The 18,691-nt window shown below is 41.9% G+C and carries 16 protein-coding genes and 1 other annotated feature; all 16 genes read left to right on the top strand.

The annotated features are described in order from the left end of the window. Positions 1 to 66: 66 nt before the first annotated feature. Positions 67 to 293, top strand: a binding site (T-box leader). A gap of 70 nt (positions 294 to 363) precedes the next feature. Further along, positions 364 to 3,015: a valine--tRNA ligase gene (locus tag AC6CIB_RS14505; protein WP_498281788.1), complete on the top strand. Its 2,652-nt coding sequence runs from the start codon at positions 364 to 366 to the stop codon at positions 3,013 to 3,015. Between the two features lie 143 nt (positions 3,016 to 3,158). Then, complete coding sequence (locus AC6CIB_RS14500) at positions 3,159 to 4,466, top strand: bifunctional folylpolyglutamate synthase/dihydrofolate synthase (RefSeq protein WP_498281786.1); 1,308 nt, start codon at positions 3,159 to 3,161, stop codon at positions 4,464 to 4,466. Positions 4,467 to 4,575: 109 nt separating this feature from the next. Next, positions 4,576 to 6,288, top strand: coding sequence for a sensor domain-containing diguanylate cyclase (locus tag AC6CIB_RS14495; RefSeq protein WP_498281784.1), 1,713 nt, complete (start codon positions 4,576 to 4,578; stop codon positions 6,286 to 6,288). Between the two features lie 171 nt (positions 6,289 to 6,459). Next, the gene (locus AC6CIB_RS14490) at positions 6,460 to 7,065 is read left to right on the top strand and encodes a hypothetical protein (protein WP_498281780.1); all 606 of its coding nucleotides are present in this window, start codon (positions 6,460 to 6,462) and stop codon (positions 7,063 to 7,065) included. 29 nt (positions 7,066 to 7,094) lie between these two features. Beyond that, complete coding sequence (locus AC6CIB_RS14485; RefSeq protein WP_498281778.1) at positions 7,095 to 8,459, top strand: G5 domain-containing protein; 1,365 nt, start codon at positions 7,095 to 7,097, stop codon at positions 8,457 to 8,459. A gap of 25 nt (positions 8,460 to 8,484) precedes the next feature. Continuing rightward, positions 8,485 to 10,143: a GspE/PulE family protein gene (locus AC6CIB_RS14480; protein WP_498281776.1), complete on the top strand. Its 1,659-nt coding sequence runs from the start codon at positions 8,485 to 8,487 to the stop codon at positions 10,141 to 10,143. A gap of 14 nt (positions 10,144 to 10,157) precedes the next feature. Beyond that, positions 10,158 to 11,201, top strand: coding sequence for a type IV pilus twitching motility protein PilT (locus AC6CIB_RS14475; RefSeq protein WP_498281774.1), 1,044 nt, complete (start codon positions 10,158 to 10,160; stop codon positions 11,199 to 11,201). Further along, positions 11,198 to 12,409: a type II secretion system F family protein gene (locus AC6CIB_RS14470; RefSeq protein ID WP_498281772.1), complete on the top strand. Its 1,212-nt coding sequence runs from the start codon at positions 11,198 to 11,200 to the stop codon at positions 12,407 to 12,409. Before AC6CIB_RS14475 ends, AC6CIB_RS14470 begins: the two co-directional genes overlap by 4 nt. A gap of 119 nt (positions 12,410 to 12,528) precedes the next feature. After that, complete coding sequence (locus AC6CIB_RS14465; protein ID WP_498281770.1) at positions 12,529 to 12,975, top strand: type IV pilin protein; 447 nt, start codon at positions 12,529 to 12,531, stop codon at positions 12,973 to 12,975. Further along, a complete protein-coding gene (locus tag AC6CIB_RS14460; RefSeq protein WP_498281768.1) occupies positions 12,975 to 13,721 on the top strand; it encodes a prepilin peptidase in 747 nt (248 codons plus the stop codon). Before AC6CIB_RS14465 ends, AC6CIB_RS14460 begins: the two co-directional genes overlap by 1 nt. A 20-nt stretch (positions 13,722 to 13,741) precedes the next feature. After that, on the top strand, positions 13,742 to 14,713 hold the full coding sequence (pilM, locus tag AC6CIB_RS14455; RefSeq protein ID WP_498281766.1) for a type IV pilus biogenesis protein PilM: 972 nt from the start codon (positions 13,742 to 13,744) through the stop codon (positions 14,711 to 14,713). Continuing rightward, on the top strand, positions 14,700 to 15,317 hold the full coding sequence (locus tag AC6CIB_RS14450; RefSeq protein WP_498281764.1) for a hypothetical protein: 618 nt from the start codon (positions 14,700 to 14,702) through the stop codon (positions 15,315 to 15,317). The genes pilM and AC6CIB_RS14450 overlap by 14 nt, the downstream gene beginning before the upstream one ends. Further along, complete coding sequence (locus tag AC6CIB_RS14445) at positions 15,314 to 16,081, top strand: hypothetical protein (protein WP_498281762.1); 768 nt, start codon at positions 15,314 to 15,316, stop codon at positions 16,079 to 16,081. The genes AC6CIB_RS14450 and AC6CIB_RS14445 overlap by 4 nt, the downstream gene beginning before the upstream one ends. Positions 16,082 to 16,187: 106 nt before the next feature. Next, entirely contained in the window at positions 16,188 to 17,162 is a 975-nt protein-coding gene (locus AC6CIB_RS14440; protein ID WP_498281760.1) for a hypothetical protein, read from the top strand. Between the two features lie 186 nt (positions 17,163 to 17,348). Next, positions 17,349 to 17,921, top strand: a complete 573-nt coding sequence (locus AC6CIB_RS14435; RefSeq protein ID WP_498281758.1) for a Maf family protein — start codon at positions 17,349 to 17,351, stop codon at positions 17,919 to 17,921. A gap of 28 nt (positions 17,922 to 17,949) precedes the next feature. Beyond that, on the top strand, positions 17,950 to 18,660 hold the full coding sequence (radC, locus tag AC6CIB_RS14430) for a RadC family protein (protein WP_498281756.1): 711 nt from the start codon (positions 17,950 to 17,952) through the stop codon (positions 18,658 to 18,660). The last annotated feature ends 31 nt before the right edge of the window (positions 18,661 to 18,691 follow it).

Below are 18,691 nucleotides of genomic sequence, written 5' to 3'. Positions count from 1 at the left end.
AATTGCCGATAATGATTGACGAAAGTTTATCTTTTCCTATACTATAATGAGTAAATAAATAATACTTGAAAAGCAATGAACGGGAAGAGTACATTGATCCTTACTTTCAGAGAGGAAAATCGTTAGCTGAGAGATTTTCTACGTTAAGACAATGGAAGGTCGCCTGAAGAGCTGTTTCTATGAAATTCAGTAGTAGAAGCCGGTTAAAAGCCGTTATAATCATCGAGAGTTCAGGAGGCTTATTTCTCCTGAGAAAAAAGGTGGTACCGCGAATGGAATCCTTCGTCCTTTTCATAGGACGGGGGATTTTTTTATTTTTTTTAGAAAAGTGTAGTAATTCGCACTAATATAGGAGGAAAACAAATGGAAACTCAAGATCAGCAATTATCTATGCCGACAAAATATGATCCAAATGCCATTGAGCAGGGCAGATACAAATGGTGGCTGGAAGGTAAATATTTCGAAGTCAAAAACGATAAGGAGAAGGAGCCGTACACAATTGTCATTCCTCCTCCGAACGTAACAGGAAAACTTCATCTTGGTCATGCTTGGGACACAACCCTGCAAGATATCCTGACTAGAATGAAACGCATGCAGGGATACGATGTATTATGGCTGCCGGGTATGGACCATGCCGGCATTGCGACACAGGCGAAAGTAGATGAAAAACTTCGCAATCAAGGCATTTCACGTTATGACTTAGGTCGTGAAAAGTTCGTAGAAGAAACATGGAAATGGAAAGAAGAATATGCCGAGCATATCCGTCAGCAGTGGTCTAAGGTTGGATTAGGCCTAGACTATAGCCGTGAGCGTTTCACGTTGGACGAGGGCTTATCGGAAGCTGTACAAAAGGTTTTTGTCGACCTTTATAACAAAGGCTTAATCTACCGTGGTGAATACATCATCAACTGGGATCCGGCAACGAAAACGGCCCTTTCAGACATTGAGGTCATTCATCAGGATGTACAAGGTGCATTCTATCATATGAAATATCCGTTGGCAGATGGAAGTGGTCACATTGAAATTGCCACAACCCGTCCAGAAACGATGCTTGGGGATACGGCCGTTGCGGTTCACCCGGAAGATGATCGCTACAAGCATCTAATCGGCAAAAACGTTACCCTTCCTATCGTTGGACGTGATATTCCGATTGTAGGGGATGACTACGTTGATATGGAATTTGGTTCCGGTGCAGTGAAAATTACACCTGCCCATGACCCGAATGATTTCGAAATCGGTAACCGTCACAATTTAGAACGTGTTCTAGTCATGAACGAAGACGGAACCATGAATGACAAGGCGGATAAATACCAAGGCATGGATCGTTTCCAATGCCGAAAAGAAATTGTAAAGGATCTACAAGAAACAGGAGTTCTGTTCAAGATTGAAGAGCATATGCATTCAGTCGGTCACTCAGAAAGAAGTGGAGCGGTGGTTGAGCCTTATCTTTCGACTCAGTGGTTCGTAAAGATGGGTCCTCTGGCAGAAGAAGCGGTAAAACTTCAGCAGGATGAGAACAAGGTCAACTTTGTACCTGATCGCTTTGAAACGTCTTACCTGCGCTGGATGGAAAACACGCGTGACTGGTGTATTTCCCGTCAGCTTTGGTGGGGACATCGCATCCCGGCCTGGTACCATAAAGAAACAGGCGAAATCTATGTAAACAACGAAGCACCGGAAGACATTGAAAATTGGACCCAGGAAGAGGATGTACTGGATACATGGTTCAGTTCAGCTCTATGGCCGTTTTCAACAATGGGCTGGCCTGATCTGGATGCAGAAGACTTTAAACGCTATTATCCAACGAATACACTCGTGACCGGATACGACATTATCGGTTTCTGGGTATCGCGCATGATCTTCCAAGGACTGGAGTTTACAGGAGAACGGCCATTTAAAGACGTACTGATTCACGGACTGGTTCGAGATGCAGATGGACGCAAGATGAGTAAGTCACTAGGGAATGGTGTAGATCCGATGGATGTCATCGAAAAGTACGGTGCCGATTCACTTCGCTACTTCCTATCGACAGGCAGCTCGCCGGGGCAGGATTTACGTTTCTCCTTTGAGAAAGTAGAATCTGTTTGGAACTTTGCGAATAAGATCTGGAATGCATCACGCTTCGCTCTTATGAACATGGATGAAATGACTTATGACGAAATTGATCTTTCCGGTGAAAAATCAGTTGCGGATAAATGGATTCTTACCCGTTTAAATGAAACAATCGAAACCGTGACACGATTAGCCGATCGTTATGAATTTGGTGAAGTGGGACGCGTTCTTTACAACTTCATCTGGGATGATTTCTGTGATTGGTATATTGAAATGGCAAAACTGCCTTTATATGGAGAGGATGAAGAGGCTAAGAAAACAACCCGTTCGATTCTGGCCCATGTACTCGACAACACAATGAGACTTTTACACCCATTCATGCCGTTTATTACCGAGGAAATATGGCAGAACTTGCCGCATCAAGGCGAATCCATTACTGTAGCTGCATGGCCGACGGTTCAAGATGACCTTACAGACCAAGCGGCAGCAGAAGAGATGAAGCTGCTCGTTGACATCATTCGTGCCGTACGTAATGTCCGTGCAGAGGTGAACACTCCGATGAGCAAGCAGATCAACTTGATGCTGAAGGCAAAAGATGCACACACGCTAACGATCATCGAGAATAACAAAGCGTATATCGAAAAATTCTGTAATCCAGAGAAGTTGGAAATGGGTACAGATTTAGATACACCGGATAAAGCGATGACGGCGGTTGTAACGGGGGTAGACTTATTCCTTCCATTAGAAGGGTTAATCAACATCGAAGAAGAAATTGCCCGTCTTCAAAAAGAACTGGAAAAATGGACGAAAGAAGTTTCCCGGGTTCAAGGCAAATTAAACAACGAAAAATTTGTGAGCAAGGCGCCTCAAAAAGTAGTAGATGAGGAAAAAGCAAAAGAAAAAGATTATTTAGAGAAACAAGCGACTGTTAAAGCAAGAATCGAAGAGCTTAAATCACTATAATCTTATGAATAGAGGATAAGAAGAGGGCTTTAGAATCGGGTCTGATTGAGATAGGTGAGGGGATGCATGAAGGTTTTTCTCTCCAGCAATCTGCCCTGGTCGGAGCCCTCTTTCTAATAAAATCTTAAGGGGAGTGACTGAAATTGTTAACCTATGAAATGGCCGTTGGATGGATACACTCAAGACTCAGACTTGGAATCAAGCCGGGTCTAGAGAGAATGCAGTGCTTGTTAGAGAAGCTTGGGAATCCTCATGAAAATCTCAAAACCGTTCATATTGGGGGAACAAACGGAAAGGGATCCACTGTAACCTATTTGCGAAATATATTACAGGAATCAGGGTATTCGGTAGGCACCTTTACTTCACCTTATTTTGAACGGTTTAATGAGAGGATCAGCATCAATGGAGAGCCTGTTTCTGATGAAGATTTAACTCTTCTTGTGGAAAAGATAAAGCCCATTGCCGAAAGCATGGAGCATTCTGAATGGGGAACCCCCTCAGAATTTGAAGTCATAACAGCTATGAGCTTTTATTATTTTGCTGAAATGCAACCGGTAGACCTTGTCCTTTATGAGGTCGGGCTTGGAGGAAGACTTGATTCGACGAATGTCATCACACCGATGGTTTCAGTCATAACGAGCATCGGTCTGGATCATATGCAATTTCTGGGAAGCAGATTAGAAGACATAGCCTTTGAGAAAGCTGGGATCATCAAACGTTCTGTTCCTGTCATATCAGGGGTTCACCAGAAAGAAGCGGCTGAAGTGATTAGAAAGAAAGCGCTGGAAATGGGTAGTGACCTGTTTGAACTTGGAGAGGATTTTTCTGTGGAACGTAAAGCCTTACTCGAAAGAGGTGAGAGATTCCATTACACGTCTCCTGTCCAAAATGAAACATACGAGCTTTCCATGATCGGTGCACACCAAATCAATAATGCAGCGATTGCAATTAAAGTGATAGAGCTTCTTAGTGAAAAGTATAAGATAGCAAGTACCCATATTAAAGTGGGACTGAAAAAGGCATCATGGCCAGGCAGAATGGAAGCTCTATCATACAATCCCGGGATTTATATTGACGGGGCCCATAATCCTGAAGGTGTACAAGCCTTGGTGAAAACCATAAAGGATCGCTTTATCAATAAAAGAGTAACGGTTCTTTTTTCGGCACTCCACGACAAAGAATTGAAACCGATGATCACTCAATTGGAAGAAGCGGTGGAGGCAATTGGATTTACGACCTTTGCCTTTCCACGAGTCGCGTCAGTTGAAGAGCTTTATGAATTATCTTCCCATCCTAATAAGAAGAAAGTTCACCAATGGAGAGACTACCTTCCTGAAAAAATACAAGGCATGAAAGAAGAAGATGTCCTGTTAATAACAGGTTCCCTATACTTTTTATCCGAGGTAAAACCATATCTGCTGGACCAACTGGGAAATGCCAGAAAAAAGTAAGTGACTTTATTGAACTGCTTTGATAAAATATTCTTAAACTTGTGACTATTTAACTAGTATAGTATGATCGGACTATATTAGATAAATTGTGGACCTATGGGGGATAGATATGACGTTATCAGTAAAGAAGAAGCTGTACATATTGCTGTCCTGGCTGACCGTTGTACCTGCTGGTTTGTATATTACATATCAATACTATCCTCCTGAGAATATGGCAGGAAATGAGTTAGAGCTATTAACCTTGGTGGCTTTCGCTACTTTCATCCCGCTCATGCCCATTGTGATAAATGGTGCGACCATCTTCTTCATCCAGTGGGTGACCCTTGTAGGGTTTATAAAGTATGGTTTATTTGTTGAGATCATCCTCATGCAGTTCTCTATTATCCCATTACTCATCCGGCTTCAATTGACCAAAAATGAGTGGCATAGAATCCCCTTGAATTCAGTCATGTTTTTTATCGTTTCATTGGTTAGCGGTCTGGTCTATTTTCTATTCGGTGGAGAGGTCGGATTAAGAGATATCAGTCAATTAATCCTTCCTATATTGAGTTATCAAATAGTATCGATCATGGTTAACCAGATACTGCTTCTTCTATATCAACACTATCTAGTAAATAGTGATGTTCGCTTTTACAGCAAGGATTTTGTATGGGATTTTACGGCAAACATGATCATGTTCCCTCTTTCCTTATCTCTCTATTATTTAACGTTTGAACTGGGAGCCTTCGCTTCTTTATTGATTGGTATCCCTTTTGTGAGCTTATCGATCATCTTAAAGATGTATAACTCTTCTGAAAAGATCAATGAATACCTTCAAAAAGCGGGTGAAATCGGTCACCAATTAACGGAAAGCCTTAAAATAAATGAAGTGCTTGATATATTCATCGAGAAGATCATTGAGACTCTGCCGGTTGAATATGCATATATCCTTGATTGCCAGGAAGAAGAACTTGTCCTGTTAAGACGTGTTGAAAATGGAGAAATGAAGTCTAATAACCTGCGTCCATTAAAGAAAAGCCAGGGGATCAGCGGTGTAGTGTGGGAAACAGGGAAGTCCGTCCTCTATACTTCACGATCTGATTGGACCGGGATCGCTGAAGGGTACATGCCTGATGGAGTGGAAAGCGTTTTGTGCGTTCCCATTGTAAGAAGTCAAAAGGTACGAGGGATCCTTCTATTGGCTTCTTCCAAAAAGAAAGCCTATGAAAAATATCAATTGATGATCGTCGATATTTTATGCTCCTATTTCGGAGTGGCGATCGCAAATGCAAGGCATCATGAACGAACGAAGAAAAACAGTGAGAGATGTGCTCTGACAGGATTATACAATTACCGCTATTTTGAAGATCTCCTGTCCCTGGAATTCAGTCATCTAGATGTTGGGAAAAGGAAGAGTCTATCCCTCATTATGCTCGACCTTGATCATTTTAAGGTCATTAACGATAACTATGGTCACCAGAGCGGTAACGAAATCCTGATTGAACTTGCAGACCGCCTTCGTACTCTTATTGATACTAGGGGAACGGTTGCGAGATATGGAGGGGAGGAATTTGTCATCCTTCTGCCGGATACAAAACGGGATGAAGCGCTTAGCCTGGCAGAGCATGTCAGGGGTGCGATAGCCAACAAACCCTTCGCCATCCATGATAGTCTGGATGATTCCAACAAACAGATGATGGTCCGGATCACCGCAAGCATCGGAGTTTCAACCGCGCCAGAAGATGCTGATGATACCCTGGCACTCATCCGCCACGCGGACCGGGCGCTTTATACGGGGGCAAAGCAGGCCGGTCGGAATCGGGTTGCTCAGTATGTGAAATGAATATCAAAACACCTTCCTGATGTGAAGGTGTTTTCTGTTTGTGGAATAGAATACAGGACTTTTATTCTATTTTTTTCTACTAATAGCGGATAGTAGCTTTTCAATTACCTCTGGATATACTAAAATAGTAGTAGTCGAATTTTGTTGATTTTCATCGAAGGGGGAATCAGATTGGATGGTATAGTGTTTGCTCTCATAGCCTATCTTTTGTTATTGCCCATCCTGACTCTGGTTTCTAAGAAACTGGCATTTAAGCATAAAGTCCTTGTTTCTGCTTCAGCCCTACTCTTTACCATTTTGTGTATACTGGCAAGCCTAGTTATTCCTCTTTATCAGGTAATGATCATTTTCACATTATTACTACTTCTAAGTACCTACTTCCTTGAGACGAAGTTAAGACCATTATTTCTACATTCCACGAAACCACCCGAGAATCGTTCCAAAACAGAGAACAGCGTGATAAGTCAACAAGAAATGAATGAGAGGCCTGAACCCGAAACGGATGTTTCTTCAGAAGTAAGTGAAGACGTTCAAAGAGATGATTACATAGAAGAACCATTCTCGTATCCAAGTTCATCAGAAAACGTTTATAAAGAAATGAAAGAAGTAGAATCTTCTCCTCTCGAAGAATGGGATGACCTTGAGAAACAAATAAAAGGGTGGTACCCTCCTTCACAAGAGGGGGATTTAATGAAAGAAAGCGGGATTTCTTCTTCGACTCTAACATCAGAAGAAGAGGAAGAATACAATCCCCTATTCTTCGAAACCAAGAATTGAAAATCAATTCAAAAAAAGGAGCATCTGGGATGAGCAAAACGTTACCCTTAACGAACTTATCTGTCTTCTTTGTGTTATGCAGTATTTATATGTTTGGTTTTGCTCATCTTGGAGCTTTTGCATATGACCATTTTATATCACCTATTCAGTCATTTTCAGAAGGAACCAGAATCGGGGAAATAGATGTTTCAAATCTTTCTTATCAAGATGCAGAAGACAAACTGAAAATGGAAGTAGCGGGGTGGAAAGAAAATCAGTCTTTGGCCCTTTCCTACATGGGTAATCAGATACCTGTCGATTCAAGCTTGGTTGATATCGACATTCACTCTTCCATCAATAGGGCAATTCAAGGAAAACCCTCTCCATTGTTGGTGAGCATACATGGACTTGACTCCTTTCTGGCTTCAAAAGAAGTGGGCATAAGCTTGATCGATGTGGATTCATTAGGACAGGAAATTGCCCACCATGCAGAGAAGTTGGTTGTGACTGAAAAAATAGTGTTAGTCAGTGACTTTTTCATTCAATCAAATTCTATTGAAACCATTTCAGAGATCAACATGGAAGGTTTAACCATTACTCCTGGGATTCAAAACTTTGTTGATACATATCCAGAAATCGAAATAGAGGGGACTTCCCCATTTTCTTTATTAAAATTCATTGAAAATGAGGGTTTCTCTGGAGCATCCAAACAAGATTTAAGTACAATTGCATCAAGCATATATCAGTTGGTGCTGCGAACCAATTTTGAAGTGATCGAGAGACATCGGGGAAGGGAACTTCCAAACAATATCGAGCTGGGATTTGAAGCTTTCGTAAATCAGGAGCAAGGTCAGGATTTTAGTTTCATGAATCCCAATGATGCTTCCTATACGGTCAGCTTTCATAGGCAGGGGGGGTTGCTGTCCCTTACCCTCACTGGTGTAGAAATTCCATATGAGATCATTGTTGAGAGAAGAAACGAAGAAACCTTTAAACCGAAAGTGATTAAACAATACAGCCCTTATTTAAATAGCGGTGAAGTAAAGGTGACGGAAGCAGGCAGGAATGGCATGAAGATTGAAGTGTGGAGAAGCTTTGAGACAAAAAACGGTGAACTTCTCAAGGAAGAAAGAGTATCAGAAGACTTTTATCTTCCAATTTATAAAAAAGAGATACATAGTATGCAAGATTATGTGGCTCAACAACCTGCTCCCTCTTCTGAGACGAATGGGGCTGCCTCTCTGAATGAAGATACGAGTACTCAGGCGAGTCTGGAAACTCAAGAAAATGATAGTCAATCAGAAAACGTTGGTACATCTGACCCAACCGGAGCAGAGGACCTTTCAGCAACTGAGAATTCGAATGTTGACTCACCTCCTTCTGAAGAGGATCCCCCATTGGCTAAAATGAAATAAGAAACTGACAGTTAGGTGGAATAGCATGGCCCAAGAGAGGAAACGTTTAGGCGACTTATTGGTTGAATCAGGGTTATTGACAGAAGAAAAACTTCAAACCGCTCTTAAAGAAAAGGGAAAAAATCAAAAACTTGGAGACGCTATCTTACAAAAAGGGTACATAACGGAGCAACAGTTAATAGAGGTGCTGGAATTTCAACTGGGTATTCCACATGTCAGCTTATTTCGTTATCCGTTCGACCCTAAGTTGTTCCATCTGGTCCCAAAAGAATCAGCAAAACGGAATTTGATGATCCCTCTAAAAAAAGATGGAGATAAGCTTTTCGTCGCTATGGCAGACCCCATGGATTTTTATACGATAGAGGATTTACGATTGTCCACGGGATTTTATATTGATACGGCTATCGCCACAAAGGATGACATCCTTCGCTCCATCAATAAGTACTACGATATGGATGAAAGCTTTGAAGAGTTGAAGGGAATGGATAATGAACGTCCCCCGTTAGAGGATGAAACATTAACAGATCAGGATTCTCCCATTGCAAAACTTGTGAATCAATTGTTATCAAATGCCATGACTCAAAAAGCGAGCGATATTCATATCGATCCACATGAAACTAAAGTACTTATACGATACCGTGTGGATGGTATTCTAAGAACGGATAGAGCCCTTCCGAAGCATATGCAAAGTATGTTAACGGCCCGGATCAAAATTATGTCTCAATTGGATATAACCGAGCATAGAGTTCCTCAGGATGGAAGGATCAAAGCGAACATTGATTTTCGTCCCATTGACTTACGGGTATCAACTCTTCCGACGGTATATGGAGAAAAGATTGTTCTTCGCATATTGGATCTAAGTTCATCTTTGAATGACCTGGGACAACTTGGATTCAACAGCCTAAACCTTAAGCGATTTCAGGATTTGATTGATCGGCCAATAGGAATTGTCCTTATTACAGGCCCTACCGGTTCGGGTAAATCTTCCACTCTTTATGCAGCTTTGAACAAGCTAAACAGTGAAGAGGTCAATATTATAACCGTCGAAGACCCTGTAGAGTATCAATTGGAAGGAGTCAACCAAATTCAGGTCAACTCCAATGTAGGTCTTACTTTCGCCACAGGGCTCCGGTCCATCTTAAGGCAAGATCCGAATATCATCATGGTGGGGGAAATCAGGGATAGAGAAACGGCGGAGGTAGCAATCCGAGCTTCCTTGACTGGACACCTTGTCCTCAGTACCATCCACACAAATGATTCGTTAAGTACGGTAACCCGTTTGATCGATATGGGGGTGGAGCCATTTTTAGTCGCGACGTCTGTCAGTGGGATTGTGGCCCAAAGGCTGGTTCGGAAAGTGTGTAGGGATTGTGCCCAAGAAGAAATACCCACCTTACGGGAAAAGGATATCTTTAACCGAAGAGGAATGACAATTGAGAAAATCATCAGGGGCAGAGGGTGTGCTTCATGTAATATGACAGGATATAAAGGAAGAATGGCCATTCATGAAGTTCTGATGGTAAACGATGAAATGAAGAAAATCATGATGAACAATGAAACGCTCTCCACATTAAGAGAAGTTGCGATCAAAAACAAAACCATTTTTCTTCTGGATGATGGATTGTTCAAGGTAAAGCAAGGATTGACGACGACCGAAGAAATTCTGAGAGTAGCAATAGAGTAAAGAAGGTGTATCACTTGAAGGAACGGATCAATCAGCTATTACGGGCAGCCTTTGAATTGAAGTCTTCGGATATTCACTTAACGATAGGCTCAGCACCGGTATTTCGCATTCATGGAGATTTAAAGAGGTACGGACAGGAAGTACTAAAGCCTGAGGATACAGAGCAAATGGCAAGAGCCATTGTTCCCGAGCACCTATGGACGGAATTCAAGGAACGGGGGGAAATGGACTTTTCGTATGCTCTCCCGGGCGTTTCACGCTTCAGGGTGAACGCCTATTTTCAACGATCCTGTATTTCAATAGCTTTGCGTGTCGTCCCAAGAAACATACCGACCCTTGAAGAACTGAAGCTTCCACCCGTATTAACGAAAATAGCAGAAAAACATCAAGGATTGGTTCTGGTGACCGGTCCGACCGGAAGCGGGAAGTCGACAACACTTGCTTCGATGATTCACTATATGAACCAGACGATGAGGAAACATATCATCACGTTAGAGGATCCGATCGAGTACCTACATAAGCACGGTTCTTCCATTATCGATCAACGAGAGGTCGGGTTTGATACAAAGTCCTTTGCATATGGATTACGAAGTGCACTTAGACAAGACCCCGATGTCATCCTGGTTGGGGAGATGCGGGATCTTGAAACCATTCAAACGGCGATTACAGCAGCTGAAACCGGTCATTTAGTGCTGGGGACGCTGCATACGTCCAGTGCCGTGTCTACAATCGAGCGAATTATAGATGTTTTCCCAGCGGAACAGCAATCACAAGTACGGGTTCAGCTAGCATCTGTGTTGCAGGGAGTCATTGCTCAGCGCCTCCTGCCTACGATTGACAAAAAAGGGAGAATCGCCGTTTCAGAAATCCTTCTGAATAACTCAGCTGTATCCAACCTGATTCGTTCTGAAAAAATTCATCAAATCCCAACCGTCATGCAAACCTCTAAAGCTATTGGAATGGAGCTTTTTGAATCGAATGTAAGCAGATTCCTTCACGCTGGTATGATTTCGAAAGAAGTGGCGTCTCCTTTTCTTCAGGAGAATAGTCAAAGATGAGCAAATTTAAGTATGAAGGTCGGGATAAAAAAGGAAAGAAGAAAGGGCAAATCACTGCATCCTCCAAAAAAGATGCCATGCTCCGTCTGAAGAATCAAGGCATTCGCATTATATCCGTGGAGGAAGTACCGGAAACCCTCTTAACGAAAGAGATTTCGCTTGGGAATCCTGTTAAGCTACAGCATATGGTGATTTTTCTAAGGCAATTTTCAACGTTACTAAAGGCGGGTGTTACAGTTGTTGATGCGACCCGTATTCTCAGCAGCCAAACGGATAGCAAAACCTTGACGAAAATACTCCTGGATGTAGAAATAGAGCTGAAGGAGGGAAACCCTCTTTCAGATGCATTCGGCAAGCATAAAAAAGTGTTCGAGCCTTTATTCATCAATATGGTGAAAGCCGGCGAAGCCATGGGGAGTCTTGATGAAACTCTTGAAAGGCTTGGAGATCACTATGAAAAGCAACACGGGACACGTCAAAAAGTGATCGCCGCTCTCTCCTATCCGGCCGTCGTCGGTGTCATCGCCATCGGTGTCGTCATTTTCCTGCTTGCTGCAGTTGTTCCGACATTTGTGGATATGTTCAATGATTTCGGGGGAGAATTACCGTTAATAACGCGATTCGTCCTAGGGGCAAGCGAAGCCGTCCAACGATTCTGGTATGTCATTTTATTGGTTGTAATTCTTTTTATCACCGGGATTGCCATGGTGAGGCAAAGAAAATTATCAAAATACTACCTGGATTACTTCATCTTAAGGATTCCCATCTTCGGAAAGCTGATCCAAAAAGCGGTTTTGGCCCGAATGACCAGAACATTAAGTTCCCTTTTCTCATGTTCTGTACCCATTCTGCAGTCCTTGGCAATAGTGGAACGGGTAGTGGGAAATGAAGTCATGGCAGGTGTTCTCAGAGAGTCCAGGGAGTCATTGGAAAGAGGCGGGACATTAACAGAGCCTATGAAAAAACACTGGGCCTTTCCACCCTTGGTTTCGCAAATGATTTCGATAGGAGAAGAAACAGGATCCCTCGATTCAATGCTTTCAAAGGTCGCGGATTTTTATGAAAAAGAAGTGGAAAACTCCACTGATCAATTAAAGGCACTCATCGAGCCACTGATGATCGTCCTTTTAGCGGGACTTGTCGGGACTATCGTCACGGCCATCATGATTCCGATGTTTGAAATATTTAACAATGTTCAAAACTTCTAGCAATTTTGATAATTTTTTACACACATTTAGACTTATATTTTATTCTTCATGTTGTATAATAAAAATAGATTAAAAGAGTACTAAAGTACTACATGTGGTTAAGAGGGGGAAAATAAAAAGTGTTGAAGAAAATGAGAAAGATGTTGAAGAATGAGAGAGGTTTGACGTTGGTTGAACTTCTAGCTGTCATTGTGATTTTGGGGATTATTGCGGCGATTGCGGTCCCTAGTATTGGGAATATTATTGAGAAGTCACGTGCTGATGCAGTAAAAGCTGAAGGGATTCAAGCTTTAAACGCAGCTAAATTATATGTTGCTTCTGAAGGTACACCTGAAGCAAATACTGATGGAGACATTGTTATCACTTCTGCAAATATAGATAAGTATATGGACAAGCAAAGTGATACACTTACTGGATACACTGTAATGGTAGATACAACCGATGATAATAAACTAAAGCTAACAGCAACAGGTAAAAAAGGAAATGTATCAATATCATTTGCAAACGCAACTGTTCAAAATATTAATGAAGCAGAATCCACTACAGGTACTATACCTGCAGAATAATGACAATAATAATTTTAACTTTCTACGCACTCCTCCTAGGCTCATTCTACAACGTAGTAGGCCTCCGGGTGCCATTAAAGAAATCCATTGTAAAGCCAAGGTCGAGCTGTCCGTATTGTGGTCATCAACTGACTGCCGTCGAGCTGCTGCCTGTCTTTTCTTATCTCATTCAAAAGGGGAAATGCCGCAAGTGTCATGGGCGCATTTCTCCTTTATATCCGTTTATGGAGGCTTTGAATGCTAGTCTATTTGTACTGGCATATCTGGAGTTTGGATTCGATTGGGAGCTGCTTGTCGCATGGACGCTCATTTCACTGTTTATCATCATTACCGTTTCTGACTTGAAGTATATGGTCATTCCGGATAAAGTCCTACTATTTTTTGCGGGGATCTTTTTGCTGGAACGTCTGTTTATTCCATTAACTCCGTGGTGGGATAGTCTGGTCGGAGCTGCAGTGGGGTTTGCACTTTTACTTCTTATCGCCATTGTAAGTAAAGGTGGCATGGGCGGAGGGGACATCAAGCTATATGGGGTCATCGGCTTCGTTGTAGGATTGAAGGTCATGATTCTTTCCTTTATGCTCGCCACCTTCTTTGGAGCGTTCTTTGGCTTGATTGCACTGGCATTCAAGGTCATTGAGAAAGGGAAACCGATTCCGTTCGGGCCGTTTATCGCTTTAGGGACCATCCTCGCTTATTTGTATTACGATTCCATCCTATCTGCTTATCTATCGTTCTTCTATTAATTAAAGAAAGGGTTCATTCTATGGGTTTTTTATCGTTTCTCTCTAGCAGCAAAAAAACATCCAATATCGTTTTCACAGACAATTCCATCCGCTTTCTAGAGTTGAAGCAGACTTCCCCTCTACTCGTTCAGGCTTTAGGGGAACGCAGCATTCCAGACGGCATCATCAAAGGGGGCAGGATCCTTGATGAACAAACTCTATCTTTTATATTGGAAGAATGTGTAGAGGAGTGGGGGATTAGAGGAAGGTCGGTACGATTTGTCGTTCCAGATGCGTTTGTTGTTTTAAGAATAGTGAAGATTCCCCTTGATCTTAAACACGATGAAATAGAAGGTTACTTATTTTTAGAAATTGGCACAAGCATTCATTTACCTTTTGAAGATCCTGTATTTGACTATGCCCTATTGGATGAAGTGGGACAAGAGAGGGAGGTTCTTTTAATCGCATCCCACCAGGAAGTGGTCGATAGCTACAAAGATGTGTTGGAGGAAGCGAAATTAAAGCCCGTTGCTGCAGACATTTCTCCCCTCGCCCTTTACAGATTATCAGTAGAGCAGGGATTCGTTTCATCACAACAACATACAATGTTTCTTCATTTTGATGAGAGATTATTAACCATTTCGATTTTTCGTGAACATAAGCCAATCTTTACAAGACCGATTGTCATGGAACAGGAATATAAGAACGTATTGATAGAAGATCGTCTTGCTTGGAGAAATGTAGAAGATGCGTTTAGTGAAATAGAAAAAGTGATGAATTTTTATCAGTATTCACTGCATAAAGGAGAGTTCTCTGTCGAAAAGGCCCTTATTAGCGGAGATCATCCGAGTATACGTGAGATAGAAGTGTATGTAAAAGAACGGTTTACCATCCCCGTAGGGTTTCAGAATTTAGATGGTATCTATACGATGGACGACGAGAGAATTTCCAATCAGTTTGCCATCGCCCTGGGTCTGGCGTTAAAAGAGGTGCAATATATTGAATCTCATTGATATAAACTTATTGCCGGAAAAAGAAAAGAAGAGTTCCGTCTTTTTATATAGCATGGCTATCATCCTTCTATTATTTTTTGTCGGTTGTCTCTCCTTCTTTTTCTCTCTTCGAAGCATTCAAATGGATACGGATAGAACTCTGGGAGATATCTCTCAAACCAAACAACTTATTGAGGTGCAGCAAAGGAAACTGCTTGATTCTGAATCCACTGGGGGAGCAAAAAAACTTGAAAAAACGATTGAATGGATGAAAGACTATCCAATCCAGACAGTTCCGGTCCTTAACAAGCTGATCTCGTTACTCCCTCCCCGGGGATTCATTCAAACCTTTGAATATACTGATAGGCAAAGGGTCAATACCTCTGTACAATTCGATTCATCCCGGGAAGCAGCTTATTATTTGCATCATTTAAAAGAAGTATACTGGATTAAAGATGCAGAAATTCTTGAAATCACGACAGGTACTGGTGAAGAAGCAGAGGCTGATGAAAGGGAAGTGGTTCCGAGATATCTAGTTGAGTACACCCTTTCACTTAATCCAGAAAAACTTCAAGATTCAAATGAGACAGAAGATGCCTCTCTAGAAGAGGAGGTTGAAGAATGATTTCATCCCTGAACAATAAAGAGAAAGTGCTTTTTATAGGAATGACGATCGGGTGCATGTTCACTCTGCTTATCTTCTATTTCTTAATCTTTTCTCCTCAAAAAGAGAGGCTGAATCTGAAACAGGAAGAACTCAAAACGGAACAAAAGCTCTTAGCAGCGATTGAATCAAAGACATCAGAGATCGCAAAACATTCATACAGAGATACCAAAAGCATGCAAGAGCTAATCCCTGTCGATCCGCTAACAGAGCAACTCCTCCTTCAATTTGAAAAAGCGGAGGTGCTTTCTCAAAGTACCATCCAATCGATGAGCTTTGCGAAGGAAGACTTCATTTTTTCAATTGAACAAAATGAAGACGCCACTTTGCAATATCAAGGAGAAACCTCTGAGGAGCAAGTGATAGAGAACGACACCTCTACTGTCAAGAGAATGCAGATTACCATGACGGTAGAATCCGATAACTATTTTTCCATGGAGGAATTCATTAGTACCTTAGAAAACCTGGAACGAATTGTGGAAGTGAATCAACTTGTATTTGAAGGAAGGGCAGAAATGAGCCCAGTCCTTACTGGGGAGGAGACCCAAGTCATAACCTATCAACTAGTAGCGTCTGCCTTTTATTTACCGGAATTGACGGATTTGAAGGACAGTGTACCATCCATTGATAGTCCACCTCCGTCACTAAAAAAGAATCCCTTTATTCAATATACTGATCCTGCTACAAAAGAGGCTGATCAAACGAACGACAACGTTATTCGCTAAAACTAAAAAATTTGACGAAAACCTATTAGGACAAGACGACAAAAGTCTTGTTCTTTTTTTTGTTGGATGTGATAGCATGGAAAAAAATAGATGAAGGAGGGTGGCGATGATGGATAATAAAAAAGACAAAGATAAAAAGATATCTATTAAAATTAATGGTGAAAAAACAAATTTTGAGGAAGATCTTCTTGTTTATGATTGGAAGTTGGGGGAGTCTGAAACAGCTGCCGGGGAAGAGGCGGAAGACAATGGATTCGATTGGATCCTTCCCGACGATGAGGAAGCCCAACCTCCTAAGGAATACAAAAAAATCAACTATGTGTCAGGAAACAAAAAGAAGCGCAAGTCTTTCAAAAATCCTTTTCAAGACTCTGTTAATCTTCTAATGTCCATAATTGGTGCGGTTGTGGTAGGAGCGGTGCTGGGATTCGGCACGCTTAAAGTCATTACGACAACAGATGTTCCTTCGGCACCTGCTGCAACGTTGCAAGATACGACAGCAGAAGGAAATAAGGAAGGGAAGCAGTCTGTATCGGCTGTTGAATTACAGGATTTCTCAACGTCGATTCTCCAAGGCGGTGTGTTTTCTAAAAAGGAATCGCTAAATGCCATGAAGGACAGCTTAGCAGGAAAAGGGTTGAGCTACGCAAGTGTCGAAAAGGATGGACAATTCTTTCTTATATTGGGTGTTTCGGGAGATCTTGAAACAGCAAAAACACTTGGGACAGAATTGAAAGGGGTAAAGGTTTTCGCGAAAGATTTTGTATTTGCAGCTAAAGGAATAAATGCTTCAAAGGAAGAGAAATCCTTTTTGGAAAAGGGAAATGGGCTCTACAGCACATTAGCGCAGGAGAGCAGCAGTGGAATGGTCGGTGGAACGCCTGACGAAGCGACGATTCAAACCATTCAATCCGTAGTGAAGGAACTGGAAGGAATAAAGGTAGGTCAAGATACCATTGCTTCCATGAAAGAGTCCTTAGTCAATGCAGGGAATCTCGCGGCAGCGATGAAGTCCCCGGAGGATGCCCAAAAAGTTCAGGAAGAGCTATTATCCTACCTGCAACTTTACAGTGGATTATAATTTCGACTGAATTAGACTATTTTCTAGGAAATAATCTTTTATCGAAAATAGAGCCTCTCTCATTTTGTCAGATTTAAGCTTACTGACCATAAGAGGGGAGGCTCTATTTTTACTTGTTTAAAGAGGCGGAATTTGGTAGTATAATCATGTATCTCCCAACTTCTACCTTGAAAGGATTGGTATGGTGTGTCCAACCTCATACTCGCTTCACAATCTCCTCGTCGAAAAGAACTTCTGCAACAAATTCAACTTTCTTTTTCCGTTATCAGCTCCACTGTAGATGAAACCTTTTCATCTGATTTAATGCCCCATGAAGTCGTGATGTATCTTGCCTGCAAAAAAGCGAAAGAAATCTCGGATAAATACCCCACCCACTATGTAGTCGGTTCAGACACCGTCGTAGTGAAGGATGACCAGATTCTTGGTAAACCGGAATCCAAAGAGGAAGCGAAAGAAATGCTGACAATGCTTTCGGGTTCTACCCATTCTGTTTACACGGGGGTTGCCATTCTGCATGGTGATGTGGAGAATCACTTTTATGAAAAAACGGATGTAACGTTTTGGGAGTTGACTTCTAATGAGATCGACGATTATATTGCATCTGAAGAACCTTTTGATAAAGCCGGTTCATATGGTATTCAAGGAATCGGAGCGAAATTTGTCAAAGAAATTAAAGGCGATTATTTCTCCGTCGTTGGATTACCCATCTCACGGTTGAATCGCGTTTTACTTGAAATGGGCTATCTTCAACTAGAATGACTCCTTAACGTACGAAAAGGAGGAACCAATGGTTAAAGCAATACCTCAGCATGAAGAAAACAGGCTTATGATCCGGGATTTCCCTCAGGATGAAAGACCTAGGGAAAGATTGATTCAAAGTGGTGCAGCAAGCCTTTCCAATCAAGAACTGCTGGCTATCTTACTCCGGACCGGAACCAAATCCGAATCTGTTCTTCAACTGGCCAACCGGCTTCTCAATCACTTTGATGGATTGAATCTATTAAAGGATGCTTCCCTGGAAGAGATTACGAAAACGAAGGGAATCGGCCTTGCAAAGGCGGTTCAAATCATGGCCGCCGTCGAATTCGGTCGAAGAATCAGCAACTTGGCTTTTGATGACAGATATAGCATCCGTTCCCCCGAAGACGGAGCCAATTATGTCATGAACGACATGAGATTTTTGGCCCAGGAGCATTTTGTATGCTTATACCTCAACACAAAGAATCAAGTTCTCCACAAGCAAACCATCTTTATTGGAAGTCTGAATGCTTCCATCGTGCACCCCCGGGAGGTTTTCAAAGAAGCATTCCGACGATCCGCGGCATCGATCATTTGTATCCATAACCATCCATCGGGAGATCCGACTCCCAGTAGAGAAGATATAGAAGTGACAAAAAGATTAGTGGAATGTGGTCGAATCATTGGTATTGATATACTCGATCATCTTATAATAGGGGAGAAGAAGTTTATCAGTTTAAAGGAAAAAGGGTATTTATGACACTATGATTTTTTTCCTGGTTGCGATATAA

The sequence above is a fragment of the Rossellomorea sp. GQ25 genome (assembly GCF_059758515.1).
This window is presented reverse-complemented; position numbering and strand designations above follow the sequence as displayed.

Coding starts and splice junctions, on each gene's coding strand:
- AC6CIB_RS14505 (WP_498281788.1), top strand. CDS start 364: ATGGAAACTCAAGATCAGCAATTATCTATGCCGACAAAATATGATCCA.
- AC6CIB_RS14495 (WP_498281784.1), top strand. CDS start 4,576: ATGACGTTATCAGTAAAGAAGAAGCTGTACATATTGCTGTCCTGGCTG.
- AC6CIB_RS14485 (WP_498281778.1), top strand. CDS start 7,095: ATGAGCAAAACGTTACCCTTAACGAACTTATCTGTCTTCTTTGTGTTA.
- AC6CIB_RS14480 (WP_498281776.1), top strand. CDS start 8,485: ATGGCCCAAGAGAGGAAACGTTTAGGCGACTTATTGGTTGAATCAGGG.
- AC6CIB_RS14470 (WP_498281772.1), top strand. CDS start 11,198: ATGAGCAAATTTAAGTATGAAGGTCGGGATAAAAAAGGAAAGAAGAAA.
- AC6CIB_RS14460 (WP_498281768.1), top strand. CDS start 12,975: ATGACAATAATAATTTTAACTTTCTACGCACTCCTCCTAGGCTCATTC.
- pilM (WP_498281766.1), top strand. CDS start 13,742: ATGGGTTTTTTATCGTTTCTCTCTAGCAGCAAAAAAACATCCAATATC.
- AC6CIB_RS14445 (WP_498281762.1), top strand. CDS start 15,314: ATGATTTCATCCCTGAACAATAAAGAGAAAGTGCTTTTTATAGGAATG.
- AC6CIB_RS14440 (WP_498281760.1), top strand. CDS start 16,188: ATGATGGATAATAAAAAAGACAAAGATAAAAAGATATCTATTAAAATT.
- radC (WP_498281756.1), top strand. CDS start 17,950: ATGGTTAAAGCAATACCTCAGCATGAAGAAAACAGGCTTATGATCCGG.